The following is a 26196-nucleotide window of genomic DNA, read 5'->3' as shown; positions in this document are numbered from 1 at the left end:
GCCCACGCGGCGGAGCCGCGCATCGACACACCCCCCGCGCCCCTAAAGAAGGGCCGCTACCTTAAAGAAGGGCCGCTACTTTGTCGCGGTAGGTCCGCACCGGGGCCGCGTCCCTGTACGGCTCCAGCCGTCGCTCGAAGTCCCTGACGTACTCCACCGCCCTTACCGAACGCATCTCGGCGGCCTGGCCGGCGGCCTCCGCTCCGAGTTGGCAGGCCTGGTCGAGTTCGCCCAGGCCCAGGCGGGCGGTGGCCAGGACCACGCGGCAGAAGAGGCGGCTGCGGGCGTAGGAGGGGGCGCGTAGTTGCAGGGAGCGTTCCGCGTGCTGGGCGGCGGCGCGGAACTGCTGCAGGTCGCGGTGGCAGTGGCCGAACTCGTCGGCGAGCTGGGCCTCGTCGAAGAACTTCGCCCAGTGCGGCACGTCGTCCCCGGGCCGGGCCGTCTCCAGGGCGCGCTCGGCGCGGACCAGGGCCGCGGTGCAGGCCCGGACCTCGCCGAGCACTCCGTGCCCGCGCGCCTCGGAGGCGTGGAGCAGCGTCTGCACGACGGGCGGGGCCGAGGTGCCGACGCCCTGCTGTGCCACACGGGCGAGTTGCACGGCCTCCCGCCCGTGCCCGAGGTAGACGGCCTGCCGGCTCATGGTGACCAGCACATACGCCCCGTACGTCCGGTCCCCGGCCGCCTGGGCGAGCCGGAGCGCCTGCACGAAGTAGCGCTGGGCGAGTCCGTGCGCGGCGATGTCGTACGACGTCCAGCCCGCGAGCCGGGTCAGGTCGGCGGCGGCGGCGAACAGGCGGCGGCCGGTCTGCTCGCCGTAGGTGCCGCGCAGCATCGGCTCGCACTCGTGCTCCAGATAGCGCACCAGGGCCTGGCGGGCGTGACCGCCGCCGTAGGCGTCGTCGAGGGTGCGGAAGAGCTCGCCGACCGAGCGCAGGGCGGCGATGTCGCCGCCGGTGACCTTCTGGCCGGGCCCGCGCTCGGCCTGGCCGCGCTGGCGGGGCAGGGACGGTACGCCCGGCTCGCCCGTGGCCGGGAGACGGACGGGGACACGGCCCTGCGCCGGGATGCGGGCGGCGGGCGGCTCGCCCCGGGCGACCTTCTCGTCGGCCCGGCCGATCAGCCAGTCCCGGCTCGGCACGACCAGCCCGGCCGGGGTGAAGGCGATCTTGCGCAGCTCGGCGTGGCTGCCGGAGTCCTTGCGCCACAGCCCGCTGACGATGTCGACGGCCTCCTCGGGGGCGGCCGCGAATTCCAGCCCCGCGTAGACCGGGGCGCAGGCGTCCAGGCCGAGGTCCTGGGCGGTGAGGCGGCGGCCCAGGCGCCGGGTGAAGACCTCGGCGATGAGCGCGGGCGTGGTGCCTCGGGGCTGCTGGCCGCGCAGCCACCGGGTGACGGAGGTCTTGTCGTATCTCAAGTCGAGCCCGTGTTCGAGACCGAGCTGGTCCACGCGACGGGCGAGTCCCGCGTTGGAGAACCCCGCTTCTGCGATGAGCGCGGCGAGCTGTCGGTTGGGGGTGCGCTGCGCGGGTCGTTCCGTCATGGTGCGGTGCGGTCTCCTGCCTTCCGGTGTTGGTGATGTGCCGGATTGCGTGTGAGCAGGCCTTTTGGCTTGCTGGACGGCGCGAATGTAGCGGAGAGTAAGCACCCCATCACACATTTTCGGGGACATTCATCCGATCGTGTGAGGATTGGCCCTGGGACTGACGTGCGCGGGCCGGACGTACAGTGGCTTGGGCGCGATACGTGTCTGACACACCTGTCCGAGGGAGGCGCTTGCCGTGAGTGGGTTGCGGTTCGTCCGCATGGGGTTCGGTGACGAGGCCGTCGAGTACCGGGAGGCCTGGGACGAGCAGCGCCGGGTGCACGCGGCGCGGTTCGCCGACGAGATCTCCGACACGGTCCTGCTCCTGGAGCACCCCCCGGTCTACACGGCGGGACGGCGCACGGCGGACAACGAGCGGCCCCTGGACGGCACGCCGGTCGTCGACGTGGACCGCGGCGGCAAGATCACCTGGCACGGCCCCGGCCAGCTGGTGGGCTACCCGATCCAGAAGCTTCCCCGCCCGGTGGACGTGGTGGCGCACGTACGCCGCCTCGAAGAAGCCCTGATCCGCGCGTGCGCGGAGTTCGGCCTCGAGACGAGCCGGGTCGAGGGCCGCAGCGGCGTATGGGTCCTGGGCGACCCGGTCGAGCAGCGTCCCGCCCTCGGCGGCCTGTCGCTGGACATCGACCCGCGTCTGCACGACGAGGAGTTCGACCCGCGCATGAACGGCCCCGAGTACGCCCCGTCCAACGCGGGCCAGCGCCGTGAGGACCGCAAGATCGCCGCGATCGGCATCCGGGTGGCCAAGGGCGTCACCATGCACGGCTTCGCGCTCAACGTGAACCCCGACAACAAGTGGTTCGACCGGATCATCCCCTGCGGCATCCGCGACGCGGGCGTGGCATCCCTGGCGAACGAACTCGGCCGCGACGTGCCGATCGCCGAGGTGCTGCCGGTCGTCGAGCGCCATCTGAAGGATGTGCTGGAGAACGCGGAGCTGAAGCCGCGGGAGATCGAGAAGACGCCGGCGGCATAAATCGGCCCGCGCAGGAGCTAGAGGGGTTAGCACCCACGCAGGCTTTCAAATCAACGGGCGTACCCTAGAGGGCGCCGAAGAATCAATCGCTAGGGAGCCGGTCGTGTCCGCAGTCGCACCCGACGGACGCAAGATGCTGCGCCTGGAGGTCCGCAACAGCCAGACCCCCATCGAGCGCAAGCCCGAGTGGATCAAGACCCGGGCGAAAATGGGTCCCGAGTACACCAAGATGCAGAACCTCGTGAAGAGCGAGGGCCTGCACACGGTCTGCCAGGAAGCCGGCTGCCCCAACATCTACGAGTGCTGGGAGGACCGCGAGGCGACCTTCCTCATCGGCGGCGACCAGTGCACCCGGCGCTGCGACTTCTGCCAGATCGACACCGGCAAGCCCGAGGCGCTCGACCGCGACGAGCCGCGCCGGGTCGGTGAGTCCGTGGTCACCATGGACCTGAACTACGCCACGATCACCGGCGTCGCCCGCGACGACCTGGAGGACGGCGGCGCCTGGCTGTACGCCGAGACGGTCCGCCAGATCCACCAGCAGACGGCGGACCGCGAGGACGGCCGGACGAAGGTCGAGCTGCTCGCGCCCGACTTCAACGCCGTCCCCGAGCAGCTGGCGGAGGTCTTCTCCTCCCGCCCCGAGGTCTTCGCGCACAACGTCGAGACGGTCCCGCGCATCTTCAAGCGCATCCGCCCCGGCTTCCGCTACGAGCGCTCCCTGAAGGTCATCACCGAGGCCCGCGACTACGGCCTCGTCACCAAGTCGAACCTGATCCTCGGCATGGGCGAGACCCGCGAGGAGGTCAGTGACGCGCTCAGGCAGCTGCACGACGCGGGCTGCGAGCTGGTCACCATCACGCAGTACCTGCGGCCCTCCGTGCGCCACCACCCCGTGGAGCGCTGGGTGAAGCCCCACGAGTTCGTGGAGCTGCAGCAGGAGGCCGAGCAGATCGGCTTCTCCGGTGTGATGTCCGGCCCGCTGGTGCGCTCCTCGTACCGCGCGGGGCGCCTCTACCGGATGGCCATGGAACAGCGGGACGCGCGCATCGCGGCCCAGGCTGTCTGACGCATCGTCACCACCCTCGCCCACCACAGGGCGAGACCAGTGTGTGAATTCCCGCACAAGACGCTACCCGCCAGTAGCGGCCGATTCGACGCGGTCCTGACCGTCCTCGCAGATGAGGGCACATGTCAGGACCGCGTCGGCGTTTCACCACTCCCCGCCGGGGCTTCATGGGTGTTTGACCGGCCGGTCACGCCCTGGTAACACCAATCAGTGACGCTGAACTCACAGCACGTACACCCATACCGAGGGGGGACCTCACCCATGCAGGCCGCGCCGGTCCGCGCCACCGCGATTCCGTCCTTCACCACCGCACTGCGTGCCGTCGAGTCGCTGCTGATGAGCAGCGGTCAACGCACCGCCCGCCGCAACGCGTGGACCTCCGTGCTGGAGGACCGCCGTCGCGCCAAGGACCGGGTCGAGACGCAGCGCGTCCTCGACCAGTCGGTTTCCCGGTCCGCCTCCGTCCGTCCCTGACTCCGGGCCCCTCCCCCACGGGCCCCCGCGGGCACTGCCGTCGTCGGCGCTTGTGGGGCCACGTAGACTTCGTGCCATGGCGAGGAAGGAACCTGCAGCGGACGCTGCGAACCCCGGGCGACTGAAGCAGATCGCTCTGACCTACAAGATGACCCGCAGGGCCGACAAGAAGATCGGTCTTGTACTCGCGGCAGTCGGAATCGTCACCTTTGGTGTCTTCCTCGCGATCGGTTTCTTGATCGGTCACCCCATCTATCTCGGCATCCTGGGCCTCCTGCTCGCCTTCCTCGCGTCGGCGATCGTGTTCGGGCGCCGGGCCGAGCGGGCCGCCTTCGGGCAGATGGAGGGACAGCCCGGCGCCGCGGCGGCGGTGCTCGACAACGTCGGCCGGGGCTGGACGACGACCCCCGCGGTGGCGATGAACCGCAACCAGGACGTGGTGCACCGCGCGGTCGGCAAGGCCGGCATCGTCCTGGTGGCCGAGGGCAACCCGAACCGGGTGAAGTCCCTCCTCGCCGCCGAGAAGAAGAAGATGAACCGCATCGTCGCGGACGTGCCCGTGCACGACCTGGTCGTGGGCACGGGCGAGGGCCAGGTCGACCTGAAGAAGCTGCGCACGACCATGCTGAAGCTGCCGCGCGTGCTGACCGGCCCGCAGGTCACGGCGACGAACGACCGGCTGCGCGCCCTCGGCGACCTGATGAGCAACATGCCGCTGCCGAAGGGGCCCATGCCGAAGGGCATGAAGCTGCCGAAGGGCGGACCGAAGGCCCGCTGACACCCCGCACACGCTGACGACGAAGGGGCGCCCGGTGATCCGGGCGCCCCTTCGTCGTCAGCGTGTGGTCATCGGGGTCGCTGTCGTCAGCGTGTGGTCATCGGGGTCGCTAGATGCGGACCTCGACCGTGCCCGCCAGCCGGTCGTGCAGACCGCGGCCGTCGCGGTCCCAGATCAGGGCGGGGATCGCGAGGAAGAGCAGGACCGTGCGCAGGAGGGTGCGCCAGGGGCTGACGCGGCCGGTGTCCAGGGCGAGCACCCGCAGGCCGAGGAGCCGCTTGCCCGGGGTGAAGCCGACCGTGCCGACCGTGAGCACCATGAGGGCGAACAGGATGAGCGGTGCCCAGATCTGGGCCGCTTCGTTGTAGCTCTGCGTGATGAGACCGTATGCGATCAGGAGACTCAGCCCCCAGTCCACGGCGAGGGCGCCGAGCCGGCGCCCCGGACGGGCGATCGAGCCGGGTCCCTCCTCGGGCAGACCCAGCTGCTCGCCCCGGTAGCCGAAGTCGACACCGGCCTCTTCCGCGGCCGCGCGGGGCCCGGAAAGCCACGATCCGAGTGCTTGCCTGTTGTCCACCCGTCCACGGTACTGCGCCCGTAAATGACCAGGGCACGGCGGGGTGTGGTCCGGCTACGGTGGAGGGTGAGCCGGTTAACTTGTGCGAAACAAATGAGTCACGCCAGAGAAACCACCCGTCCCTAGGGTCTACGTCAGCGTGTGCCACCCGCACTGGCAGCACGAACGAACTACCACCCCGGCGGGACGGTCGGGAGTAGGAGGAGCTGGATGTTCCAGAACGCCGACGAGGCCAAGAAGTTCATCGCGGACGAGGACGTCAAGTTCATCGACGTCCGCTTCTGTGACCTGCCGGGCGTGATGCAGCACTTCACGATCCCCGCATCGGCCTTCGACCCGGCCGAGGAGCTCGCCTTCGACGGCTCCTCCATCCGCGGCTTCCAGGCCATTCACGAGTCCGACATGGCGCTCCGCGCCGACCTGTCCACCGCGCGCGTCGACCCGTTCCGCCGCGACAAGACGGTCAACATCAACTTCTTCATCCACGACCCGATCACGGGTGAGCAGTACTCCCGTGACCCGCGCAACGTGGCGAAGAAGGCCGAGGCCTACCTCGCCTCCACCGGGATCGCCGACACGGCGTACTTCGGTCCGGAGGCCGAGTTCTACGTCTTCGACAGCGTCCGCTTCGCGACCAGCGCGAACGAGTCCTTCTACCACATCGACTCCGAGGCCGGCGCCTGGAACACCGGTGCCGTCGAGAACAACCGTGGTTACAAGGTCCGCTACAAGGGTGGCTACTTCCCGGTCCCGCCGGTCGACCACTTCGCCGACCTGCGTGCCCAGATCTCCCTGGAGCTGGACCGGGCCGGCCTGCAGGTCGAGCGCCAGCACCACGAGGTGGGCACCGCCGGCCAGGCCGAGATCAACTACAAGTTCAACACGCTGCTCGCCGCGGCCGACGACCTGCAGCTCTTCAAGTACATCGTGAAGAACGTGGCGTGGCAGAACGGCAAGACGGCGACCTTCATGCCGAAGCCGATCTTCGGTGACAACGGCTCGGGCATGCACGTCCACCAGTCGCTGTGGACGGGCGGCCAGCCGCTCTTCTACGACGAGGCCGGTTACGCGGGCCTGTCGGACACCGCCCGCTACTACATCGGCGGCATCCTCAAGCACGCCCCGTCGCTGCTGGCCTTCACCAACCCGACGGTGAACTCGTACCACCGCCTGGTCCCGGGCTTCGAGGCGCCGGTCAACCTCGTGTACTCGCAGCGCAACCGCTCCGCGGCCATGCGTATCCCGATCACGGGCTCGAACCCGAAGGCCAAGCGCGTCGAGTTCCGTGCGCCCGACTCCTCCGGCAACCCGTACCTGGCCTTCTCGGCGCTGCTGCTCGCGGGCCTGGACGGCATCAAGAACAAGATCGAGCCGGCCGAGCCGATCGACAAGGACCTCTACGAGCTCGCCCCCGAGGAGCACGCGGGCGTCCCGCAGGTCCCGACCTCCCTCCCGGCCGTCCTCGACCGCCTGGAGGCCGACCACGAGTTCCTGCTCGCGGGCGACGTCTTCACGCCGGACCTGATCGAGACGTGGATCGACTACAAGCGCGCCAACGAGATCGCGCCGCTGCAGCTGCGTCCGCACCCGCACGAGTTCGAGCTGTACTTCGACGTGTGATCGACGCCTGATCGAGGCATCACGACCGTGCCCCCGCCGCCGTACCGGCAGCGGGGGCACGGTCGTTTGTTCTATTCTGCTGACAGGACCACACGGGGGTGGAGTGGGAATGTCCGAGCACGAACAAGACGGCCAGGAGCGCGAGTTCGACCTCAGATGGGCGGACGACGCCGAGCACAAGGAGCCCTCGGCCCGGGCCCGTATGCTCGCCGCGCGCTGGAAGCACAACCCTCCCGGCCCCGTGCCGTTCCGCCCCGATCCCGACCACCGGTCGTCCGGCCGCCGCTCACCCGGCCGCCGCTCCCGCTCGTCATGGATCTCCACGGCCCTGGTGTTCGGCTGTGTGGCGGCGGTGATCGTGCTGCTCGGGTACATCAACTTCCGGGCGCCGTAGCGGGGCGTGCGGTGAGAGCGCCGACCAGGGCGGCTGCTAGCGTCCCGGCGCGTGGACGACGGTGTGTACGTGGGCAACGCGGGTGTGGACGCGGCGTTGGACCGGGGGTGGCTGCTCGGGCATTTCAAGGGGGGCGGTGATCCGCGTCGGAGTGAGGCGGTGGAGGTCAAATGGGGTGTCCACGCCGCTGGTGAGGAGCGTGCGCGGTGGGTGCGGGGTGAGGAGCGGACCGCGTTGCTGGTGCTGATCAGCGGGCGCTTCCGGGTGGAGCTTCCCGGGCGCAGCGTGCTGCTGGAGAGGCAGGGGGACTATGTCGTGTGGGGGCGCGGGGTCGATCACTCCTGGGTCGCGGAGGAGGAGTCGGTGGTGCTGACCGTTCGGTGGCCGTCCGTGCCGGGGTACGCGGTGGGCGCGGGCGGCTGACGCCTTTGCCTGTCCTGGGGTCGATCACGACCCGTTCATGGGCGGGGCCGGGTGCACACTGGCAGTGGGACGAGTGCCTGACTGCGGGGTGATGCAGATGCACAGTCGCTTCCGGAGCGACCGGCGGTTGACCACCCGTATGGGGATCACGCTGTTCCTGCTCGGGCTGTTGTACGTGGGGTTCGTGGCGGCGCTGATCGTGCTGCTGAAGTCCTGGGTGCTGGTCGTGGTGGTCGCGGCCGGGCTGTTGGGGGCTCAGTACTGGTTCTCGGACCGGATCGCGCTGTACGCCATGCGCGGGCGGGTCGTGGAGCGGGAGGAGTTTCCCGAGCTGCACGGGGTCGTGGACCGGCTGTGTGCCATCGCGGACATGCCCAAGCCGGTGGTGGCCGTGTCCGATATGGACATGCCGAACGCGTTCGCGACCGGGCGGAACCCCGACCACGCCGTGGTCTGTGTGACGACCGGGCTGCTGCGGCGGCTGGAGCCGGCCGAGCTGGAGGGCGTCCTCGCGCACGAGCTGTCGCATGTGGCGCACAAGGACGTCGCCGTGATCACGGTCGCGTCCTTTCTGGGGGTGATCGCGGGGTTGATCGTGCGATTCGCCTTCTATTCGCAGCTGTTCGGCGGGGGGCGCAGGGACCAGAACACGGCGGTGATCTTCGCGGCGGTGATGGGTGTGTCGGCGGCCGTGTACGCGATCAGCTTCCTGCTGATCCGGGCCCTGTCCCGGTACCGGGAACTGGCCGCCGACCGGGCGGCCGCGCTGCTCACCGGCCGGCCCTCGGCGCTCGCCTCCGCCCTCACCAAGGTCTCCGGCGACATCGCCCGCATCCCGACGAAGGACCTGCGCACGGCCCAGGCCTTCAACGCCTTCTACTTCACCCCGGCGCTGGGCCGCGAGCCCGGTGTCGCGCGGCTCTTCTCGACCCACCCGAGCCTGGAGCAGCGCCTCGACCAACTGGGCCGGATCTCCGCCGAGCTGGGCGAGGCGGCGGCACCCGGAGGGGTGTGACATGGGGCTGCTGGACATCCTGCTCGGCCGGACCAAGCCGGTCGTGGCGGATCTCGACCGGCTCTTCGCGCTGCCGTCGGCGGCGGTGACCCTGGAGGCCGCGGCGGGCTTCGCCCCGACCGGGCAGGGCGCGGTCTGCTTCGCCACGGTCGAGGGCGCGGCCTTCGAGCAGACCCACCGCGAGGTGCAGGCCCTGCTGGACGCCGACACCGACCGCGACGGCCCACCGGTGGAACTGCGGCAGGACGGCTACGGCTACTCCTGGCTGGTCTCGCACCGCGCCCCCGACCAGCTGCACGCACTCGTGAACGACCTGCACGCCGTGAACAGCCAGATGGAGGTCAACGGCTTTGGCCCGCAACTGCTGTGCTCCCTGGCCGGGTTCCGGGACCGGGCCGGCCGGCGGCTCGCGCTGGTCTACCTCTACAAGCGCGGCACCTTCTATCCGTTCGCGCCCCTGCCGGACGAGGCGCAACGGCGCGACAACGCGCTGGAACTCCAGGTGCGCTCGGCGCTCGCCGACGATCTGCGCGTCGAACAGGACCTGAGCCGCTGGTTCCCGGTGTGGGGAGCGCCCGGCCTCTGATGGCCCCTCACGGATCACCCCTCACGTGCCTGTGCCGTGTGAGTGAATGACCGTATGAGTGAGCTGATCCCTTTCCGGCACACCATCGACTCCGCGCACACCCTCGGCGGTGAACGGCTCAGCGGGCTGTACGGCCGTGCCGGTGCGTCGGCGAGGGCGACCGCCGTGGTCCTGCACGGCGCGGGCAACGGCAGCAAGGAGCGGCTGGTGCCGCTGCTGTCGGAGTTCGCCGCACACGGCTGCCACGCCCTCGCCTTCGACTTCTCGGGTCATGGGGAGAGCACCGGCCTGCTGCGGGAGCTGAGCCTGCGCCGCCGCTTCGAGCAGGCCGTGTCCGTGATCGACGCGCACGCGCCCGGGGACGGGCCGCTGGTCCTGGTCGGGTTCAGCATGAGCGGTCAGACGGTGGCCGATCTCGCCCGGCACTACGGGGACCGGGTGGTGGCCCTGGGGCTGTGCGCGCCCGCGGTGTACGCGGCCGAGGCGTGGGACGTGCCGTTCGGGGAGGGTGACGGGCGGTTCAGCGAGATCATCCGCCGGCCCGGCAGTTGGCGTGCGTCGCCCGCGCTCGACGTGCTGCGGGCTTACGAGGGACGGGCGGTGCTCGCGGTGCCGGGCACGGACGAGGTCATTCCACCCGCCGTGACGGAGGCCCTCTCGGAGGCGCTGGCCCGGCGCGCCCAGTTCACCCACTGGGAACTTCCGGAGGCGGAGCACCGGTTGGGCCTGTGGTTCCGGGACCGTCCCGACGACCGGCGGGCGTTCGTCGGCGCCGTGCTGGCCGGACTCGGCGAGCAGGGCTGGACGGCGACCCGGGCGTGGGTGGCCAAGCAGCTCCCGGAGGGCCGTACGGTCGACAAGTCGTCTTTCCTGAAGGGTGGCTGGAGCGCCCAGATGCGGCGGCTCACCCTCGACGACGGCACCGCCCTCGCCCTGCGGACCTTCGTGAAGCCTTTCTTCCGGCGGCACGCCCCCGGGCTGCTGGCCCGCGAGGCGGACGTGCTCACGCTGCTGGCCGGGCAGGAGGGCGTGCCGGCGCCGGAGCTGATCGGCGTGGACGCGACCGCCGAGCACTGTGACCATCCGTCCCTGCTGATGTCCGTGCTGCCGGGGCGGGTCCGGGTCGACGAGGAGGACCTCGACGCGCGCGTGGAGCTGCTCGCGGCCCAACTGGCCGGGATCCACCGGGTCGTCCCCGGGGAGCGTCCGCGTGCGTACCAGGCGTGGACGTCGCCGACGGGGGTCCCGCCGGGGTGGGAGCGGGCCGTGGACGTCATCCGCGGCGATCCCCCGCCGTACGAGGGCTGTTTCCTGCACCGGGACTTCCACCCCGGGAACGTGCTGTTCACGGGCTCGGGGGCCGGTCTGCGGATCGGCGGTGTCGTCGACTGGGTGGAGACCTCGTGGGGTCCCGCCGACCTGGACGTAGCCCACTGCTCGACGGCGCTCGCGCTGCTGCACGGCCCGGAGTACGGCCTCGGGTTCCGGGAGCGCTACGAGGCACACGGCGGCCGACGCCTGGCCGACGGCCCGGACCATCTGTACTGGCGGCTGCTCGACGCCCTGGCCTACGTCCCCGACGCGGCGAAGCTGGCGGTCCCTTGGCGGGAGCTGGGGCGGACCGACCTGACGCCGGAGGTGCTGGGCGGGCGCTTGGACGCGTATGTGACGGGGCTGATGGAACGGTACGCCTGAGGCGCGCAGGCCGGGCGCGGGCGCTCCCGGGGCAGGCGCGCCTTCGCGGCCTCAGGCCCGTACGTACACACCCGCGCGTGCCGCGGTCGCCGCGGCCTCCGCGGCCCGGTCGGCCATGGCCCCGTCGAGCCGGCCGCCGCTGATCAGCAGGTGATAGTAGAGCGGGGCGGAGACGGCGCGGATCACTTCGTGCGTGTCGGTGCCCTCGGGCACCTCGCCCCGGTCGACGGCCTGCCGCACGCAGGGAGCCCATTCCCTGACGCGGATGTCGTAGAAGCGCCGCAGCGCCGCGGCCGTCTTGGGGTCGCAGGTGGCGGCGGCGATCAGCGCCTTGAACAGCGCACCCTGCCGGGGGTCCGTCAGGGTGCGCTGCACGAGCCGGGCGTTGGCCGTCAGGTCGCCGAGGAGCGAGCCGGTCTCGGTGCGGGGCGCGGACTGCTCGGCCATGTCCAGCAGGAGGTCGGCCACCAGCCCGGTGACCGTCGCCCAGCGGCGGTAGACGGTCGTCTTGCCGACTCCGGCGCGGCGGGCGACGTCGGCCAGGTCCAGGCCGGTGAAGCCCTGCTCGGTCAGGGCGTCCTCGGCCGCCCGCAGCACCGCTTCCCGTACCCGCGCCGTGCGCCCTCCCGGCCGTAGGGTCCCCGGCTCGCCTCCGTCAGCCATAACGGCACTCCCGTTCCATTAAGCGGTTCACCCTGCTACCTTAGTAACCACTAACGGAACCATAGACCCGTTAGTGGAGGCCACTCGTCAGCGAGGGTCGCTCTTGAAAGGGGCCGAGATGGAATACAGGCGACTGGGCACGTCCGGACTCATGGTTCCCGCGCTGAGCTTCGGAGCCGGCACCTTCGGCGGGCGGGGCCCGCTGTTCGGCGCGTGGGGCACGACCGACGCACAGGAGGCGCGCCGCCTGGTGGACATCTGCCTGGACGCCGGGATCACGATGTTCGACACCGCCGACGTCTACTCCGCCGGCGCCTCCGAGGAGGCCCTGGGGCAGGCGATCAAGGGCCGCCGGGACCAGGTGATCGTCTCCACCAAGACCGGCCTGCCGATGGGGGACGGACCGGGCGACGCGGGTTCCTCCCGCTCCCGTCTGATCACCGCCTGCGAGGACGCCCTGCGCAGACTGGGCACCGACCACATCGACCTGTTCCAGCTCCACGCCTTCGACGCCGGGACGCCGGTCGAAGAGGTGCTGGCCGCGCTCGACACCCTCGTCCAGGCGGGCAAGGTGCGCTACACCGGCGTCTCCAACTTCTCCGGCTGGCAGGTGATGAAGTCCCTCGCGAGCGCCGAGAGGTACGGCCGTCCGCGCCATGTGGCCCACCAGGTGTACTACTCCCTCGTCGGCCGCGACTACGAGTGGGAGCTCATGCCGCTCGCCCTCGACCAGGGCCTCGGAGCGATCGTCTGGAGCCCGCTCGGCTGGGGGCGCCTCACCGGCAAGGTCCGCCGCGGAGCACCGCTCCCGGCCGGCAGCCGGCTGCACCGCACCGCCGACCAGGGCCCGCCCGTCGCCGACCAGCACCTCTACGCCGTGGTCGACGCGCTGGACGAGATCGCGGAGGAGACGGGCAAGGCCGTGCCGCAGATCGCCCTCAACTGGCTGCTCCAGCGACCGACGGTGTCCTCCGTCCTCATCGGCGCCCGCGACGAGCGGCAACTGCGCCAGAACCTCGGCGCCGTCGGCTGGAGCCTGACCCCGGACCAGATGGCGAGGCTCGACGCGGCGAGCCACCGCCCGGCGCCCTACCCCTACTTCCCCTACGAACGCCAGGAGGGCTTCGCCCGGCTGAACCCACCGGTGTTCCCCGCGCCGGGAACACCGGTGGGACGGCTTCAGCGCGCGTAGCGCATGAACGCCCGCACCATGTGACACGTCGTGTCCGACGGCGGGTGGACACCGATCTGTTCCGCCGCGCCGCGGATCGTCTCGTTGCGGGCCTGGTTCGGCATGTAGACGCCGGAGTCGAGCAGGGCGATGGCGAGTCGCATCGCCTTGAGGCGACGGTTGTGCGTGACGTACCACTCGCGCGGCCGGCCCGGCGGCAGCGGCCGCTTCTCCACGGGCGCGTACGGCAGGTCGAGCAGGACGGGACGCTTCGCGGTGGACTGAGTGGGCAACGGCTTCGACTTCAGAGCGGCAGCGGGCACAGGCATCCTCCTGTCGCGATCGGGCGCTCACCGGAGTCCTCTGCGACCCCGGCGCCACCCTCGAACACTGCACATATTCTACCGCCGGGCACTGACAACGGGGAGTCCGCCGAGCGCGTCAAAAGCCCAGGTGAGAAAGGAAATTGGCACCACGTCACGGCAGGTCCACGAGGGGCGCCTGAGGTCGCCCGAAAATCGAACAGCGGCGGCAGCGCGTACCGTGAGCGCATGGAGATCTGGATCAATCCGGCCTGTTCGAAGTGCCGTAGCGCCCTGACGCTGCTCGACGCCGAGGGCGCCGACTACACCGTCCGCCGCTACCTGGAGGACGTGCCGAGCGAGGACGAGATCCGTGGCGTTCTCGCGCGCCTCGGTCTCGAGCCGTGGGACATCACCCGCACGCAGGAGGCGGCCGCCAAGGAGCTCGGGCTCAAGGAGTGGCCGCGGGACGCCGGTTCGCGCGACCGGTGGGTCAAGGCGCTCGCCGAGCACCCGAAGCTGATTCAGCGCCCGATCATCACCGCGGACGACGGCACGGCCGTGGTGGGCCGGACGGACGAGGCCGTGCGGGACGCACTGTCGCGCTGACCACCCCTCTTTTCACGTGTGGCGCAGGTCACTTCGTTGACTCCTGTAACCGCTGAGTAACTTCGTTCGGTATCTCGTACATAGCGGCGTACGCTCCCCTACCTCTTCAGGAGGCGCGCATGTCGCGTAGGAGAACTCTCGGCCCAACGAAGAAGATCGCGCTGCTGGTGAGCGCGGCGGCGGTGGCGGGAGGCGGGGCCTTCGTCATGGCGAGCACGTCGAACGCCTCGCCGCCGACCACCAGGTCGGCGGCGGAGTCGACGGCCTGCCTGGGACTCGCCACCGCCCTCGGCAACAACGAGAAGTTCATCGCCGACCAGCAGGCCAATCCCGACGCGCAGTCGGAAGCCCGGATCGCCAACCGCGAGGCGGTCATCGAGGAGATCAAGCGGAAGCAGGAGGCGTCGGGGTGCGCGGTTGGGGAGTCGGCTCAGGACTCCCAGGCCGCGCAGCCGTCGCAGCCCGCCGAGTCGGCCGCGCCGTCCGATCCCGCCCAGTCGGCGGAGGCTTCGGCACCCGCCGAGTCCGCCCCCGCGGGAAATGCCGGCGACGGCGCCGCGGCCTCCGGGCAGCAGGTGTGCAACGGCTCCACGGTCACGCTCTCCGGCGAGGGCGGTGCGCCTGCCGCGTCCAGCAACCAGTTCCCGGTCGGCACGAAGCTGAAGGTCACCAACCTGGACAACAACAAGTCCACGACGGTGGAGGTCACTTCGGTCTCCGGCAGCTGTGCGCTGCTCAACAACGCGGCCTTCGAACAGGTGCGTGAGCCCGGCAAGTTCCTGATCCGCCGGGCCGTGATCGAGAAGGTGGGGTGATGCCGGACGGCCGAACGGGTCACTGAGGCGGCGGCCCACCCCTCGGCCGCCCCCTCGGTACGTGTCACCGGTCCTGCTGCTCCCGGCCAGGAGCAGCAGGACCGGTACGTCCGGGTCACGGGGGCGCGGTCACCGGCTTGACGGAGGGAAGCCGGTGACCGCCCCCTCCCCTCCCCGGCGGAAACGCCCTCTCGGCGTGAAGTACGGCGCGGGCACACCAGGTAACACGGGGTTCACATTCGAGCAATGGCCGGGAAATCGCCTGTTGACAGGCTGCCGGGCAGTTGAAGCGGCGCATCGGTGCCGCAGCGCCGCAGCACCCGCGATACGCGCCCAGACACACCCCCGAAGGATGTGGCCCGTGACCTTCAAGGCTGAGTACATCTGGATCGACGGCACCGAGCCGACGGCCAAACTGCGTTCCAAGACCAAGATCATCACGGGCTCGCCCGCCGGTCTCGACGCGCTGCCGATCTGGGGCTTCGACGGGTCGTCCACCAACCAGGCCGAGGGCCACGCCTCGGACTGCGTCCTCAAGCCGGTCTTCACCTGCCCGGACCCGATCCGCGGCGGCGACGACATCCTGGTGCTGTGCGAGGTCCTGAACATCGACCTCACCCCGCACGCCAGCAACACCCGTGCCGCGCTGGCCGAGGTCGCCGAGAAGTTCGCCGCCCAGGAGCCGATCTTCGGCATCGAGCAGGAGTACACGTTCTTCCAGGACGGCTACCCGCTGGGCTTCCCCAAGGGCGGCTTCCCGGCCCCGCAGGGCGGCTACTACTGCGGTGTCGGCGCGGACGAGATCTTCGGCCGTGAGGTCGTCGAGGCGCACCTGGACAACTGCCTGGAGGCGGGCCTCGCCATCTCCGGCATCAACGCCGAGGTCATGCCCGGCCAGTGGGAGTTCCAGGTCGGCCCGGTCTCCCCGCTGGAGGTCTCCGACCACCTGTGGGTGGCCCGCTGGCTGCTCTACCGCACCGCCGAGGACTTCGACGTCGCCGCCACCCTCGACCCGAAGCCGGTCAAGGGCGACTGGAACGGCGCCGGCGCGCACACCAACTTCTCCACCAAGGCGATGCGCGAGTCCTACGACGCGATCATCACCGCGGCCGAGTCGCTCGGCGAGGGCTCCAAGCCGCTCGACCACGTCAAGAACTACGGCGCCGGCATCGACGACCGCCTGACCGGTCTGCACGAGACCGCCCCGTGGAACGAGTACTCCTACGGCGTCTCCAACCGCGGCGCCTCGGTCCGTATCCCCTGGCAGGTCGAGAAGGACGGCAAGGGCTACATCGAGGACCGCCGTCCGAACGCCAACGTCGACCCGTACGTGGTGACCCGCCTGCTCGTCGACACCTGCTGCTCGGCCCTGGAGAAGGCCGGCCAGGTCTGACCGGCACCACCCGGCTCCCGAGGGGGCGCTCACCGCTCGCGGTGGGCGCCCCCTCGCGTTGTCGGTGGGGCGTGCCATGGTGGGGCGCATGGAGATCGACGGGGGCCTCGCGGTCAAGGTGCAGACGGAGAGCGGGCAGGCGTACGCGCGGATCGCGGCGCGGGAGCTGCGGGAGTTGGTGGAGCGGATCGGCGGGGACGACGACCACTTCCTCATCGTGCAGCGGATACCGGACCGGCCGATGGTCTTCATCCAGACGGCACGCGACGGGGACGGGGCTTACGACCTCCAGCACCGCACGGGGTCCGTTCCGCACCTGTGGGTGACCCGGTTGACCGATCCGGGCCTGGTCTGCGAGGTGATGGTCCGCTGGGCGCGCCAGGAGGACGGCTGGGACACCGGGGTCACCTTCGAGCGCGAGGAGTTCGGGCTGCCGGCCCCTCCGCCCCGGCTCGCCCCCGAGGTCTCGGCGCGGGCCGAGGGGTACGTCCACGAGATGCTCCGGGACGGCTACCTGGGCATCGAGACGATGGTCCGCGAGACGGTGTACCTGACGCGGGGCAAGGAGGACTCCTCCCCCGTCTCCTCGGCGCAGGCCCGCGAGATCGTCGAGCGGCTGTGGCTGGAGCGCGTCGACGAGCAGGAGACGTGGAGCGAACCGACCGACCCGGACCGGCTGGAGCGTGCTTTCGCGGCCCTGGACCGCGCCGGCATCGTCGCCCGCGAGGACTTCACCTGCTGCCGAGGCTGCGGCATGGCGGAGATCGGCGCGGAGGCGGACGGCAAGCCGGGGGCGCGGGGGTTCGTGTTCTTCCACCACCAGGGCACGCGCGGCGCGGCGCGGGGACACGGCCTGTCGCTCTACTACGGCGGGTTCGACGGCTCCGAGGACACCACGAGAGCCGTCGGGCGCGAGGTCGTCGCGGCGCTGACCGCGGCCGGGCTGTCCGCGGAGTGGGACGGTGACCCGGGCCGGGCGATCGATGTCGCGCCCCTGGAGTGGCGGAAGCGCCTGGTGGGGTGAAGGTTTCGGCGTGCCGGCCGGATGTCCGGCATGTGTCCAAGGTGTGAGAGGAGGGTCCCGGCGCGGGGGCCTCTCTGCTTCAATGGGGCCATGGCCAGCTACCAGAGGTACACCGCGACGGGTCGTCATGACCTCGAGCCCTTCTGGCCGTCCCGTCAGGACTACGACTTCGACCGGGTGTGTTGCCGCGCGACGAACGCGCCGGCCCTCTAACGCCGTACACCCCGGCCTTCGGCCAGCGCGAACCGCGTACGTCCTCGGCGACCCCGACCACGAACTCGCGGCCGTCGACCTTTCCGACGAACTCCTCGCGCGAAAGAGCTGACCTCTCATGGCGACCACTCGTTCTCTGTCCACCGCCACCCTCAACACCCCTCCGACGAACAGCGCCCGGCATCGGCTGCGTGCCGTCGACCGGGACGAGGTGGTGACCGTCGCGGATCTGCTGCCGCCGGGTGCGACCTGGCTTCCGGCGCCGCAGCACACGCTGCCCACGCTGCCGGGCCAGCCGCCGATGGTCGGCTATCTGGTGCTCGTCCCGGCCGACCAGCAGCCGCCGTTCCCGGTGGCGGTGCCGGACCGGCCGGAGCCCGTCACCCCCGAGGCCGGTCCCGAGCCGGGCGGCGAGCAGCTGATCCGCGTCGACACCGCGCAGCGCACCGCCCAGGTGGCCGGCCGGCCGCTCGACCTCACGTATCTGGAGTTCGAGCTGCTCGCCCACCTGGTGGCGCACCCGGGCCGGGTGCACACCCGCGACCAGCTGGTCGGCACGGTGTGGGGCTACGGGCACGTGGGGGACGGCCGTACGGTCGACGTCCATGTCGCCCGGCTGCGCCGCAAGCTGGGCGCGGAGCACCGCGACACGATCCGGACGGTACGCCGGGTCGGATACAAGTACGTGCCTCCCGTGAGTCACTGAGCCACCGGCCCCCACCCGTCTGCTGACGGCAGATCCCCGTTCCCTACCGCCGCCCCACCGGGCAGAGTCAGCGGCATGAGGCTTCTGATGCTGGGTGGTACGGAGTTCGCGGGGCGGGCCGTCGTGGAGGCGGCCCTGGGGCGGGGCTGGGACGTGACCGTCTTCCACCGGGGGCGGCACGAGGTGCCGGAGGGCGCGCGGTCGCTGCTCGGCGACCGCACCGCACCCGGCGGTCTCGCCGCCCTCGCCGACGACCCGGGCGAGTGGGACGTCGTCGTCGACACCTGGTCGGCGGCGCCCCGCGCGGTGCGGGACACGGCGCGGCTGCTGCGGGGCCGCGCCGGCCGGTACGTGTACGTGTCGAGCTGCTCGGTGTACGCGTGGGCCCCGCCCGCCGGGTACGGCGAGGACGCGCCCCTGGTGGAGGGCGCCTCGGCCGACGCGGAGCGGACCGCGTACCCGCAGGACAAGCGCGGCGGTGAACTGGCCGTGCTGGACGCCTTCGGCGCGGACCGGTCGGTGCTCGTCCGGGCCGGGCTGATCCTCGGCCCGTACGAGAACATCGGCCGGCTGCCCTGGTGGCTGGGCCGCATGGCGCGCGGTGGTCCGGTGCTCGCCCCGGGCCCGCGCGAGCTGCCCCTGCAGTACGTGGACGTCCGGGACCTGGCCGAGTGGATCCTGCACGCGGCCGAGCGGGAGCTGAGCGGGCCGTACAACCTGGCCGGTCCGCAGGGGCACGCCACGACGGGCGCGCTGCTGGAGGCGTGTGCGCGGGTCACCGGCGGTGCGGCCGAACTGCGGTGGACCGAGCCGGAGGTGATCCTGGAGGCGGGCGTCGAGCCGTGGACCGAGCTGCCGGTGTGGGTGCCGCCGGGCAGCGATCTGCACGACGCCCTGCACAGCGCGGACGTCTCCCGGGCGGTGGAGGCGGGGCTGACCTGCCGGCCCGTCGCGGAGACCGTGGCCGACACCTGGAGCTGGCTCCGGGACATCGGCGGCACGGCGCCCCAGCGGCCGGACCGGCCTCGCTCGGGGCTCGACCCGGAGGTGGAGGCGAAGGTGCTCGCGACCGGCGGAGGCGTATGAACCACCGCACCGCCTCACCGGCTCCCGGGTGTACGTAGCACCACCCCCTGACCGGGTGTCCCGGCCCAGTGACCCCGCACCGCCGCTCGGCGAGACTGACGCCATGACCATCGACACGCAGAGCGGCTACAGGGCAGCGAAGGGGCGGGGCGTCGCGCTCGCCGCGCTACGGGGGCTGGGGGTGGCCCTCGTCTCGCTGCCGGGGGCGGTGTTGTGCTTCACCCTGTCCCTGGTGTCCATGGCGCTCATCCCGATCGGCGTCGGGCTCGTCACCACGCCGTACGTACTGAAGGGGGTGCGGGCGTTCGCGAACTGGCGGCGGGTGCTCGCGGCGGAGTGGGGCGGGGTGCGGATCCCGCCGGCGTACCGGCCGCTGCCGAAGGACGCCAACCCGTGGGCGGCCACGTTCGGGATGCTGCGCGACCCGGCGACCTGGCGGGACCTGATGTGGCTGCCGGTCGACATGACGGCCGGGTTCCTCACCGCGCTGCTGCCGGCCGCGCTGTGGCTGTACCCGCTGGAGGGCTTCGCGCTCGCGGCCGGGCTGTGGCGGGTCTTTCCCGAGGGGTACTGGTACGGGTTCGTCAAGGTCACCGGGCAGGTGTCCGCGTTCGGTGCCGCCGCCCTGGGCCTGGTCCTCCTCTTCTTCGCGCACTTCCTCACCCCGCGGCTGCTGGACGTCCACTTCCGGCTCACCCAGGCCGTCCTGGGCTCCGGACAGCGCGAACTGGCCGAGCGGGTGCGGGTCCTGACCGAGACGCGGCGCGACGCCGTCGACACCTCCGCCGCCGAGCTGCGGCGCATCGAACGGGACCTGCACGACGGGGCCCAGGCCCGGCTGGTCGCGGTGGGCATGGACCTGGGCACCATCGAGGCGCTCCTCGACAAGGACCCGGCCAAGGCCAAGGAGCTGATCGCGCAGGCCCGCACGTCCTCGGTCGAGGCCCTGGCCGAACTGCGCGAGCTGGTGCGCGGCATCCATCCGCCGGTGCTCGCCGAGCGCGGCCTCGGCGACGCGATACGGGCGCTGGCGCTGCGGCTGCCGGTGACCACCGAGGTGAGCGTGGATCTGCCCGGGCGGGCGGAGGCGCCCGTGGAGTCCGCCGCGTACTTCGCCGTCAGCGAGGTGCTCACCAACGCGGTGAAACACTCCGGAGCCGACCGGATCTGGGCCGACCTGCACCACGCCGACGGGATGCTGCGGGTGTCCGTCACCGACAACGGCAAGGGAGGTGCGGTGATCGGAGCCGGTTCCGGACTCTCCGGGGTCGAGCGGCGGCTCGGTACATTCGACGGCGTCCTGGCCGTCAGCAGCCCCGCGGGCGGTCCCACCATGGTCACCATGGAGATCCCTTGCGCGTTGTCCTAGCCGAAGACCTCTTCCTGCTGCGCGACGGGCTCGTCCGGCTGCTCCAGGCGCACGACTTCGAGATCGCGGCGGCCGTCGAGTCCGGCCCCGAACTGGCCGCCGCGCTGGCCGAGCTGGAACCGGACGTCGCCGTGGTCGACGTACGCCTGCCGCCCACGCACACCGACGAGGGGCTGCAGTGCGCGCTCGACGCCCGCCGCAAACGGCCCGGCCTTCCGGTGCTGGTGCTCTCCCAGCACGTGGAGCAGCTGTACGCGCGTGAGCTGCTGGCCGACGGCAGCGGCGGGGTCGGGTACCTGCTGAAGGACCGGGTGTTCGACGCCGAGCAGTTCGTGGACGCCGTACGGCGGGTCGCCGCCGGGGGTACGGCGATGGATCCGCAGGTCATCCAGCAGCTGCTGGCGCGCCGGTCGGGCGACGACCGGCCGCTGGCGCGGCTGACGCCCCGGGAGCGGGAGGTGCTGGAGCTGATGGCGCAGGGCCGGACCAACGCGGCGATCGCCGGCCGGCTGGTGGTGACGGAACGGGCCATCGCCAAGCACACCGCGAACATCTTCGCCAAACTGGGACTGGAGGTCTCGGACGACGACAACCGCCGCGTGCTGGCGGTTCTGGCGTATCTCGACCACGGCCGGTGAAACCGGACTCGCTGGTTCACCGACCGTGGGGGATCAACAACTCCCGGTACGAAATGGGTTGTTGAGAACACAGAGCCCTCACGAATCTCGCATCAATTTCCGGGACCTCTGAACACCCGTGGGACCCCCTGCGTATGGATGGGAGCCGCTTCACTCCTGTCGGGCGCCTCATGCCCCCGAAAAAGGAAGTCAGAGGAGTTCCATGGGACGCAACACAAGAAAACGCCGGACGCCGATGGCCACCAAGGCCATAGCCGCATCGGCGGCCCTAGCGCTCGGTGGGGGCGGGCTGATCTGGGCAAACTTCTATGCCTCGGCGCATGAGGAGAACTCGGCGAACCAGACGAAGTCCGCGGGCGCTCAGGTCGCCACGATCCAGTGCCCGGACGTGGGCCAGAGCCTGACCGACGTGCCGGACGGCGCACGCCAGGGCGTGGACAAGGAGCTGGCGAACCTCGACAAGCAGATCAGCGAGGCCTACACCCGGCTCGCCTCCACGCGTCAGGCCCAGGCCGGTGACTCCGGCTTCGTCAACAACGCCATCCTCGGCCCGCTGAAGTCGAAGCGGACCGCTGCCATCGACCGGATCGGCATCAACATCAAGCGTGTTGGTGGCCAGGCGCCGGACAACCTCGCCCAGATGGCCGAGTGCCAGGGCATGGCCGCCGACGCGAACACCACCGACGGCCAGGCCGGGGGCGATCAGAACCAGGACGGCCAGAACCAGGACGGCCAGGACCAGGGCGGCCAGGATCAGGGCGGTCAGGACCAGGGCCAGGATCAGGGCGGTCAGGACCAGGGCCAGGGCGGCAACGGCGGTCAGGACGGCAACGGCCCGGTGGCCGCGGACTTCGTCAACATCGAGGAAGTCCAGCCGAACTCCCGCAACCTGCCGAACGGTCTGGCGGCGAACGGTGACGGCGGCTCCACGGGCACCTTCACCACGCAGTGCGGCACCAACGAGAACGAGAACCGCAACTCGGACAACGTGATCGTGGCGCCGGGTGTCTCCAACGGTGCCCAGCACCAGCACGACTACGTCGGCAACCAGGCCAACAACGCCTTCGCGAGCGACGAGGACCTGGAGAACGGCGAGACGACCTGCCAGAACCAGGGCGACAAGTCGACGTACTTCTGGCCGGTCATCCGGATCCAGGACGGTTCGGACGACATCGACGCGGGTCAGCCGGGCGGTGGCCAGGACGGCAACGTCGGCAAGATCGTCGAGCCCGCGCAGGCGGAGCTGAAGTTCGTGGGCAACCGCACCAGCGACGTCGTCGCGATGCCGAAGGCCCTGCGGATCATCACCGGTGACGCCAAGTCCCTGACCAACGGCCTCAACAACGCCAACACGTCCTGGACGTGCACCGGCTTCGAGGACCGTCAGGTGACGGACAAGTACCCGATCTGCCCCGAGGGCAGCAACATGGTCCGGTTGTCCAACTTCCAGAGCTGCTGGGACGGCCAGAACATCGACAGCGCCAACCACCGCACCCACGTCGACTTCGTGGAAGCGGACGGCAGCTGCTCGAACGGCTTCCAGGCCATCCCCCAGCTCCAGGTCCGTCTGGTCTACGACGTCCCGGCGCCGCAGATCAACAATGGACAGGTCCAGAACGCGTTCGCGGTGGACTCCTTCCCGGAGCAGCTGCACAAGCCGATCACGGACCACAACGACTTCATCAACTTCTTCGACGAGAACGTGATGAACGAGATGGTCCAGTGCATCAACAACGGCGAGAACTGCCAGTAGTCCTCAGCCAGTAGAAAGCCGGCGGTGGGAATTCCCACCGCCGGCTTCTCGTGTGTCCGTCTCTGTTCCGCCCGGGCCCGCGAGGTTCAGCCGTGGTGGCTGCTGTCGCTGCTGTGACCGCCCTTGTTGTGGCTGCCACCGGGGTTCATGTGCTCGGAGCCTTCCTCCATGGTCCCGCCGAGGGTGCTCTGCAGCGCCGTGACCGTCTTCTGCTGGCCCACGGCGACCCACTTGCGGCCGACGAGGTAGTAGCCGCCGTAGTCCTTCGCGCCGTTCAGCCACTCGCGCTGGCCGCGGTCGGTGGAGAAGGTCGCGAGGACGTACTTCTCCTTGCCCTTCTTGCAGAGGGCCTGGCGGATCGTGTCGGCGTCGGTCTGCATGTTCGGCTTGCACTTGGCCTCGGCCGCGATGTGCTCCAGGCTGCCGGTCACCTCCTCGGGCACGGCTGCCTCGTCCTTGCCGCCGGATCCGCAGCCGGCCAGCGCCAGTATCGCCACCGCGCCGCTCAGCGCGAGCATCGGTCGGGTCACCCTCATCTGTTCCTCCGGTCCTTGTCACGGCACGGTCCGGACGCATGCCGCACGGAGCCCCGGCAAGGGCTCTCGCCTTCGATACGGCTGCGGAGCCCAGAGCGCTCAAATTCCACTGCCTCCGTAGGCACGCCTGTGCGAAGGTGGCACGGTGAACCAGGACTGGGAAGATCGCGTCACCGCTCTGTGGGCCCGCTTCGACGACTACGCGGAAGAGGAAGCGGACGAGGCGCGCTTCCGTGCCGAGGTCGACGCCCTCGTCGCCGAGCTGCCGGACGGCAGCCCGCTCGGGCCGTTCGAGCAGGCCTGCGCCTGGGACTCCACGGGCCGCTCGGACAAGGCGGTCCCGCTGTACCGGGAGGCGCTGCGGCGAGGACTCGCGGACGCCAGCCCCTACAAGGCCCGCCGGACGAAGATCCAGCTGGCCAGCTCGCTGCGGAACGTCGGCCGGGCCGAGGAGGGCCTCGCGCTGCTGGCGCCCGAGCTGGTCGCCCCGTCCGACGAGCTGGACGACCCCGTACGCGCGACGCTCGCGCTCTGTCTGTCCAGCCTCGGCCGCGACCGGGAGGGTCTGTCGCTGGCCCTGGGCGCGCTGGCCCCGCACCTGCCCCGCTACCAGCGGTCGATGGCGAACTACGCCCGGCTGCTCGTGGAACCGCAGGAGCAGCCGGGGGTGTGACGCTCCACGGTCAGGTGACCATCCGACCATTCGCTCGTTCTGCTGAACGTGCAGTCACAGGATGTCGCCCAGCGCCCCGCACCCTCCTCCCCCGCCGGCCCGGTCGTCGACGTCGAGCAGGCCGAGGCCGCGCTCGTCGAGCACTACCCGCGGCTCGTGCGGCTGGCCTATCTGGTGCTGCCGCCGGGCCTGGGCCGCAGCAGGCGCGTCGTGACCGCCCACGCCCTCACCCAGCGCGCACTCCCCCGCAACCGCACACCGGCACCGGTGATCCCGGCCCAGTCGACCGGCCGTGACGGCGATCCGGGCTACGCCCTGGTCCGCCTCCAGGTGCTGCGCACGGCACTGGAGGCGGGACTGCCGCTGCGGCGCAGGGCATGGCCCAAGCGGTCCCAGCTGCCGCCGCTGCTGCCCCAGGTGTGGGGCCTGAAGCTGTTCCCCCGGTCCGGCGGCGCCGACGAACTCGCCCTGGACCAGCGGCTGTCCACCCTGTCGGGACCGGCCCGGGCCGCCTACGCGCTGCGCGGCCTGGAGCGGCTCGCGGACGACGGGGCGCGCGAGGTGCTCACGGCGGCGGGTGTCGCCGACCCGGACGGCGCGCTGCTGGAGGCCGACGGGGTCCCCGCGCAGTACGGACTGCTCGACTCCCCCGAGTTCGACCCCTGCTCGCTCCAGGCCCGGCCCACCGACCTGATGCGGCGCCGCCAGCACCTGAAGGCCGCGCTGGCCGCCGGGGCGGCGCTGCTGGTGTGCGGGGCACTGCTCGGTCTGCCCGGCGAGGGCTGGGGCCCCGACGGTGCCGCCGCACCCCCGTACGCGCGCAACCCGGCCGCCCAGGCCGCCCTGGACCCGGCGAAGCTGACCCGGGTCGATCCGGCCGCGTGGCAGAGCTCGGCGCGCACCGACTTCTCCGTGTGGCCGGCCCGCGGCGACCTCACCGGCGACTCGGCCCTGCTGCGCCGCGCCCTGGCCGTGTGGGCACGCCCCGGCGAGCGGGTCCAGGTGTCGGCGACGCCCGGCACCCTGTCCGGCGGCCCGGCCGGACCTCCCCAGCTGCTGTACGCGGGGACGGTCGACGCCGCGCGCGTGGTGATCCTCTACGACGGTCTGCGCATCGCCCGGTACGCCGAGCCCAAGGACGGCACGCAGGGCGCCGCCCTCGACTTCGCCCGGGTCGACGGCGCCGGCCGGGCCGAGGCGGGCGCGGTGGTCCTGGGCCGGGCCGACGGCAACGTCCGCTATCTGACGGCCCCTTGGGTGTCGAAGGCGGGCGAGCGGGATCTGCTGAAGCCGGGCTCCGGGGCGATGGACCTCGCCCTCACCGACGGGGTGACCGCGCCGCTGGCCAGCCCGGCCCTCAGGTCCGGTCCGTGCACGTCGTGGAACGTGCTGCAACTGGCCGACGGCAAGCGGACCCGGCTGCTGAGCGACCTCGGCGAACTGGTCCCGGCCCGGCTCACCAGCGGCCGGCCCGGCTCGCCGTCAGAGGCGTCCGGCGCGGCGGCGCTGCGCACCTGGCAGCCGTACGCCTGCTCGCTGGCCACGGTGCGCTCGGCGGGCGTGCGCAGTGTCAACGCCTGGGCGTTCAACGAGCAGCCGCTGCCGGACGCGAGCGGGTCGGCGGCGTGGGTATGCACACGGGCCGAGACCTGGCGGGGTGGCGGGGCGCGGGTGCTGGCGCAGTTCCACACGCCCGGAGGGCGGTATGGAGCGGTGGCGGCGAAGGCCGAGAACGTCCCGGCGTGCGGGGCGCGCGATCCGCATGTGCTGGCCGGGGTGCTGTGGAAGTCGGAGGCGGGCACCTGGTATCTGCTGGCCGCGGGCAGCCGTCGGACCGCGTCGATCCGGGCGACGGGCGGGATCAGCGGGTCGGCGCGGAGCAGTCTGCTGACCGTGCCGGGCGAACAGGGGGCGCGGGCCGAGCTGAAGGGGACCCTGCGGGACGGGCGTTCGCTCGGCGGGCTGCGCTGACAGGCCCGTTCTCGTGCCCGCCCGGCGCACCCGGCTGAACGTCCGCGATCGATCCGGTCCGTTC

At 71.3% G+C, this 26196-nt stretch carries 27 protein-coding genes; 22 read left to right on the top strand and 5 right to left on the bottom strand.

All coding sequences use genetic code 11. The features are described from left to right. Positions 1 to 61: 61 nt before the first annotated feature. The gene (locus ACZ58V_RS17655; RefSeq protein ID WP_468190616.1) at positions 62 to 1540 is read right to left on the bottom strand and encodes a regulator; all 1479 of its coding nucleotides are present in this window, start codon (positions 1538 to 1540) and stop codon (positions 62 to 64) included. Positions 1541 to 1778: 238 nt separating this feature from the next. On the opposite strand from ACZ58V_RS17655, the gene lipB reads away from it, so the two are divergent. The 4 genes from lipB to ACZ58V_RS17635 all read left to right on the top strand — a co-directional run bounded on the left by lipB (position 1779) and on the right by ACZ58V_RS17635 (position 4900). Next, positions 1779 to 2579 carry a lipoyl(octanoyl) transferase LipB gene (lipB, locus tag ACZ58V_RS17650; RefSeq protein WP_468190618.1) on the top strand — a complete coding sequence of 267 codons (801 nt, stop codon included), beginning with the start codon at positions 1779 to 1781 and terminating at the stop codon, positions 2577 to 2579. A gap of 103 nt (positions 2580 to 2682) precedes the next feature. Further along, positions 2683 to 3648: a lipoyl synthase gene (gene lipA / locus ACZ58V_RS17645; protein WP_468190620.1), complete on the top strand. Its 966-nt coding sequence runs from the start codon at positions 2683 to 2685 to the stop codon at positions 3646 to 3648. Between the two features lie 261 nt (positions 3649 to 3909). Then, positions 3910 to 4122, top strand: a complete 213-nt coding sequence (locus ACZ58V_RS17640; RefSeq protein ID WP_189724639.1) for an SCO2195 family GlnR-regulated protein — start codon at positions 3910 to 3912, stop codon at positions 4120 to 4122. A gap of 76 nt (positions 4123 to 4198) precedes the next feature. After that, positions 4199 to 4900 (top strand): DUF4191 domain-containing protein, encoded by a 702-nt coding sequence (locus ACZ58V_RS17635; protein ID WP_189724640.1) that lies wholly within the window; start codon positions 4199 to 4201, stop codon positions 4898 to 4900. 109 nt (positions 4901 to 5009) lie between these two features. On the opposite strand, the gene ACZ58V_RS17630 is transcribed toward ACZ58V_RS17635, so the two are convergent. Continuing rightward, positions 5010 to 5477 (bottom strand): RDD family protein, encoded by a 468-nt coding sequence (locus tag ACZ58V_RS17630; RefSeq protein WP_184596315.1) that lies wholly within the window; start codon positions 5475 to 5477, stop codon positions 5010 to 5012. A 210-nt stretch (positions 5478 to 5687) separates the two neighbouring features. Here ACZ58V_RS17630 and glnA point away from each other — a divergent pair, with 210 nt between their 5' ends. The 6 genes from glnA (at position 5688) to ACZ58V_RS17600 (ending at position 11210) form a co-directional block, all read left to right on the top strand. Continuing rightward, the gene (gene glnA, locus ACZ58V_RS17625; RefSeq protein WP_376647837.1) at positions 5688 to 7097 is read left to right on the top strand and encodes a type I glutamate--ammonia ligase; all 1410 of its coding nucleotides are present in this window, start codon (positions 5688 to 5690) and stop codon (positions 7095 to 7097) included. 109 nt (positions 7098 to 7206) lie between these two features. Next, positions 7207 to 7491, top strand: coding sequence for an SCO2583/SCO2584 N-terminal domain-containing protein (locus ACZ58V_RS17620; protein WP_468190660.1), 285 nt, complete (start codon positions 7207 to 7209; stop codon positions 7489 to 7491). Between the two features lie 51 nt (positions 7492 to 7542). Next, positions 7543 to 7914, top strand: a complete 372-nt coding sequence (locus ACZ58V_RS17615; protein WP_468190664.1) for a cupin domain-containing protein — start codon at positions 7543 to 7545, stop codon at positions 7912 to 7914. Between the two features lie 97 nt (positions 7915 to 8011). Beyond that, positions 8012 to 8929, top strand: a complete 918-nt coding sequence (gene htpX / locus ACZ58V_RS17610; protein WP_471290663.1) for a zinc metalloprotease HtpX — start codon at positions 8012 to 8014, stop codon at positions 8927 to 8929. Position 8930: 1 nt separating this feature from the next. Further along, complete coding sequence (pspAB, locus tag ACZ58V_RS17605; protein ID WP_468190668.1) at positions 8931 to 9515, top strand: PspA-associated protein PspAB; 585 nt, start codon at positions 8931 to 8933, stop codon at positions 9513 to 9515. A gap of 54 nt (positions 9516 to 9569) precedes the next feature. Continuing rightward, positions 9570 to 11210, top strand: coding sequence for an alpha/beta fold hydrolase (locus ACZ58V_RS17600; RefSeq protein WP_471290662.1), 1641 nt, complete (start codon positions 9570 to 9572; stop codon positions 11208 to 11210). A gap of 51 nt (positions 11211 to 11261) precedes the next feature. Here ACZ58V_RS17600 and ACZ58V_RS17595 read toward each other — a convergent pair whose 3' ends face one another. Continuing rightward, positions 11262 to 11873, bottom strand: a complete 612-nt coding sequence (locus tag ACZ58V_RS17595; protein WP_471290661.1) for a TetR/AcrR family transcriptional regulator — start codon at positions 11871 to 11873, stop codon at positions 11262 to 11264. A 118-nt stretch (positions 11874 to 11991) separates the two neighbouring features. On the opposite strand from ACZ58V_RS17595, the gene ACZ58V_RS17590 reads away from it, so the two are divergent. After that, positions 11992 to 13065: an aldo/keto reductase gene (locus ACZ58V_RS17590; protein ID WP_471290660.1), complete on the top strand. Its 1074-nt coding sequence runs from the start codon at positions 11992 to 11994 to the stop codon at positions 13063 to 13065. Here the strand turns inward: ACZ58V_RS17590 and ACZ58V_RS17585 are convergent. Next, entirely contained in the window at positions 13053 to 13367 is a 315-nt protein-coding gene (locus tag ACZ58V_RS17585) for a hypothetical protein (RefSeq protein ID WP_189724648.1), read from the bottom strand. The two genes, ACZ58V_RS17590 and ACZ58V_RS17585, sit on opposite strands and share 13 nt — an antisense overlap. Positions 13368 to 13595: 228 nt before the next feature. On the opposite strand from ACZ58V_RS17585, the gene ACZ58V_RS17580 reads away from it, so the two are divergent. From ACZ58V_RS17580 to ACZ58V_RS17540, 9 genes are all read left to right on the top strand, one after another. Next, positions 13596 to 13955, top strand: a complete 360-nt coding sequence (locus tag ACZ58V_RS17580) for an arsenate reductase family protein (RefSeq protein WP_471290659.1) — start codon at positions 13596 to 13598, stop codon at positions 13953 to 13955. A gap of 119 nt (positions 13956 to 14074) precedes the next feature. Then, positions 14075 to 14770 carry an RlpA-like double-psi beta-barrel domain-containing protein gene (locus tag ACZ58V_RS17575; RefSeq protein WP_471290658.1) on the top strand — a complete coding sequence of 232 codons (696 nt, stop codon included), beginning with the start codon at positions 14075 to 14077 and terminating at the stop codon, positions 14768 to 14770. Between the two features lie 361 nt (positions 14771 to 15131). After that, complete coding sequence (gene glnII, locus ACZ58V_RS17570) at positions 15132 to 16163, top strand: glutamine synthetase (protein ID WP_468190680.1); 1032 nt, start codon at positions 15132 to 15134, stop codon at positions 16161 to 16163. Between the two features lie 88 nt (positions 16164 to 16251). Continuing rightward, the gene (locus tag ACZ58V_RS17565; protein WP_468190682.1) at positions 16252 to 17187 is read left to right on the top strand and encodes a DUF6891 domain-containing protein; all 936 of its coding nucleotides are present in this window, start codon (positions 16252 to 16254) and stop codon (positions 17185 to 17187) included. 331 nt (positions 17188 to 17518) lie between these two features. Beyond that, complete coding sequence (locus ACZ58V_RS17560) at positions 17519 to 18106, top strand: winged helix-turn-helix domain-containing protein (RefSeq protein WP_471290657.1); 588 nt, start codon at positions 17519 to 17521, stop codon at positions 18104 to 18106. Between the two features lie 75 nt (positions 18107 to 18181). Further along, positions 18182 to 19192, top strand: coding sequence for an SDR family oxidoreductase (locus ACZ58V_RS17555; protein ID WP_471290656.1), 1011 nt, complete (start codon positions 18182 to 18184; stop codon positions 19190 to 19192). 103 nt (positions 19193 to 19295) lie between these two features. Beyond that, positions 19296 to 20561, top strand: coding sequence for a sensor histidine kinase (locus ACZ58V_RS17550; RefSeq protein ID WP_468190688.1), 1266 nt, complete (start codon positions 19296 to 19298; stop codon positions 20559 to 20561). Continuing rightward, positions 20546 to 21199 (top strand): LuxR C-terminal-related transcriptional regulator, encoded by a 654-nt coding sequence (locus ACZ58V_RS17545; RefSeq protein WP_184596280.1) that lies wholly within the window; start codon positions 20546 to 20548, stop codon positions 21197 to 21199. The genes ACZ58V_RS17550 and ACZ58V_RS17545 overlap by 16 nt, the downstream gene beginning before the upstream one ends. A gap of 202 nt (positions 21200 to 21401) precedes the next feature. Beyond that, positions 21402 to 22952: a DUF1996 domain-containing protein gene (locus ACZ58V_RS17540; protein WP_471290655.1), complete on the top strand. Its 1551-nt coding sequence runs from the start codon at positions 21402 to 21404 to the stop codon at positions 22950 to 22952. An 86-nt stretch (positions 22953 to 23038) separates the two neighbouring features. Here ACZ58V_RS17540 and ACZ58V_RS17535 read toward each other — a convergent pair whose 3' ends face one another. Then, the gene (locus tag ACZ58V_RS17535) at positions 23039 to 23488 is read right to left on the bottom strand and encodes a hypothetical protein (protein WP_468190692.1); all 450 of its coding nucleotides are present in this window, start codon (positions 23486 to 23488) and stop codon (positions 23039 to 23041) included. A 145-nt stretch (positions 23489 to 23633) separates the two neighbouring features. On the opposite strand from ACZ58V_RS17535, the gene ACZ58V_RS17530 reads away from it, so the two are divergent. Together ACZ58V_RS17530 and ACZ58V_RS17525 are read left to right on the top strand one after the other, a co-directional pair. After that, entirely contained in the window at positions 23634 to 24161 is a 528-nt protein-coding gene (locus tag ACZ58V_RS17530; protein WP_468190694.1) for a tetratricopeptide repeat protein, read from the top strand. A 48-nt stretch (positions 24162 to 24209) separates the two neighbouring features. After that, positions 24210 to 26132 carry a hypothetical protein gene (locus ACZ58V_RS17525; protein WP_468190696.1) on the top strand — a complete coding sequence of 641 codons (1923 nt, stop codon included), beginning with the start codon at positions 24210 to 24212 and terminating at the stop codon, positions 26130 to 26132. The last annotated feature ends 64 nt before the right edge of the window (positions 26133 to 26196 follow it).

The organism is Streptomyces sp. NPDC040589 (assembly GCF_055594445.1).
This window is presented reverse-complemented; position numbering and strand designations above follow the sequence as displayed.

Bases quoted from the DNA above. Each gene is read 5' to 3' on its own strand.
- ACZ58V_RS17655 (WP_468190616.1), bottom strand. From the start codon at position 1,540: ATGACGGAACGACCCGCGCAGCGCACCCCCAACCGACAGCTCGCCGCG.
- ACZ58V_RS17640 (WP_189724639.1), top strand. From the start codon at position 3,910: ATGCAGGCCGCGCCGGTCCGCGCCACCGCGATTCCGTCCTTCACCACC.
- ACZ58V_RS17635 (WP_189724640.1), top strand. From the start codon at position 4,199: ATGGCGAGGAAGGAACCTGCAGCGGACGCTGCGAACCCCGGGCGACTG.
- glnA (WP_376647837.1), top strand. From the start codon at position 5,688: ATGTTCCAGAACGCCGACGAGGCCAAGAAGTTCATCGCGGACGAGGAC.
- ACZ58V_RS17620 (WP_468190660.1), top strand. From the start codon at position 7,207: ATGTCCGAGCACGAACAAGACGGCCAGGAGCGCGAGTTCGACCTCAGA.
- htpX (WP_471290663.1), top strand. From the start codon at position 8,012: ATGCACAGTCGCTTCCGGAGCGACCGGCGGTTGACCACCCGTATGGGG.
- pspAB (WP_468190668.1), top strand. From the start codon at position 8,931: ATGGGGCTGCTGGACATCCTGCTCGGCCGGACCAAGCCGGTCGTGGCG.
- ACZ58V_RS17600 (WP_471290662.1), top strand. From the start codon at position 9,570: ATGAGTGAGCTGATCCCTTTCCGGCACACCATCGACTCCGCGCACACC.
- ACZ58V_RS17595 (WP_471290661.1), bottom strand. From the start codon at position 11,873: ATGGCTGACGGAGGCGAGCCGGGGACCCTACGGCCGGGAGGGCGCACG.
- ACZ58V_RS17590 (WP_471290660.1), top strand. From the start codon at position 11,992: ATGGAATACAGGCGACTGGGCACGTCCGGACTCATGGTTCCCGCGCTG.
- ACZ58V_RS17580 (WP_471290659.1), top strand. From the start codon at position 13,596: ATGGAGATCTGGATCAATCCGGCCTGTTCGAAGTGCCGTAGCGCCCTG.
- ACZ58V_RS17575 (WP_471290658.1), top strand. From the start codon at position 14,075: ATGTCGCGTAGGAGAACTCTCGGCCCAACGAAGAAGATCGCGCTGCTG.
- ACZ58V_RS17565 (WP_468190682.1), top strand. From the start codon at position 16,252: ATGGAGATCGACGGGGGCCTCGCGGTCAAGGTGCAGACGGAGAGCGGG.
- ACZ58V_RS17560 (WP_471290657.1), top strand. From the start codon at position 17,519: ATGGCGACCACTCGTTCTCTGTCCACCGCCACCCTCAACACCCCTCCG.
- ACZ58V_RS17555 (WP_471290656.1), top strand. From the start codon at position 18,182: ATGAGGCTTCTGATGCTGGGTGGTACGGAGTTCGCGGGGCGGGCCGTC.
- ACZ58V_RS17550 (WP_468190688.1), top strand. From the start codon at position 19,296: ATGACCATCGACACGCAGAGCGGCTACAGGGCAGCGAAGGGGCGGGGC.
- ACZ58V_RS17540 (WP_471290655.1), top strand. From the start codon at position 21,402: ATGGGACGCAACACAAGAAAACGCCGGACGCCGATGGCCACCAAGGCC.
- ACZ58V_RS17535 (WP_468190692.1), bottom strand. From the start codon at position 23,488: ATGAGGGTGACCCGACCGATGCTCGCGCTGAGCGGCGCGGTGGCGATA.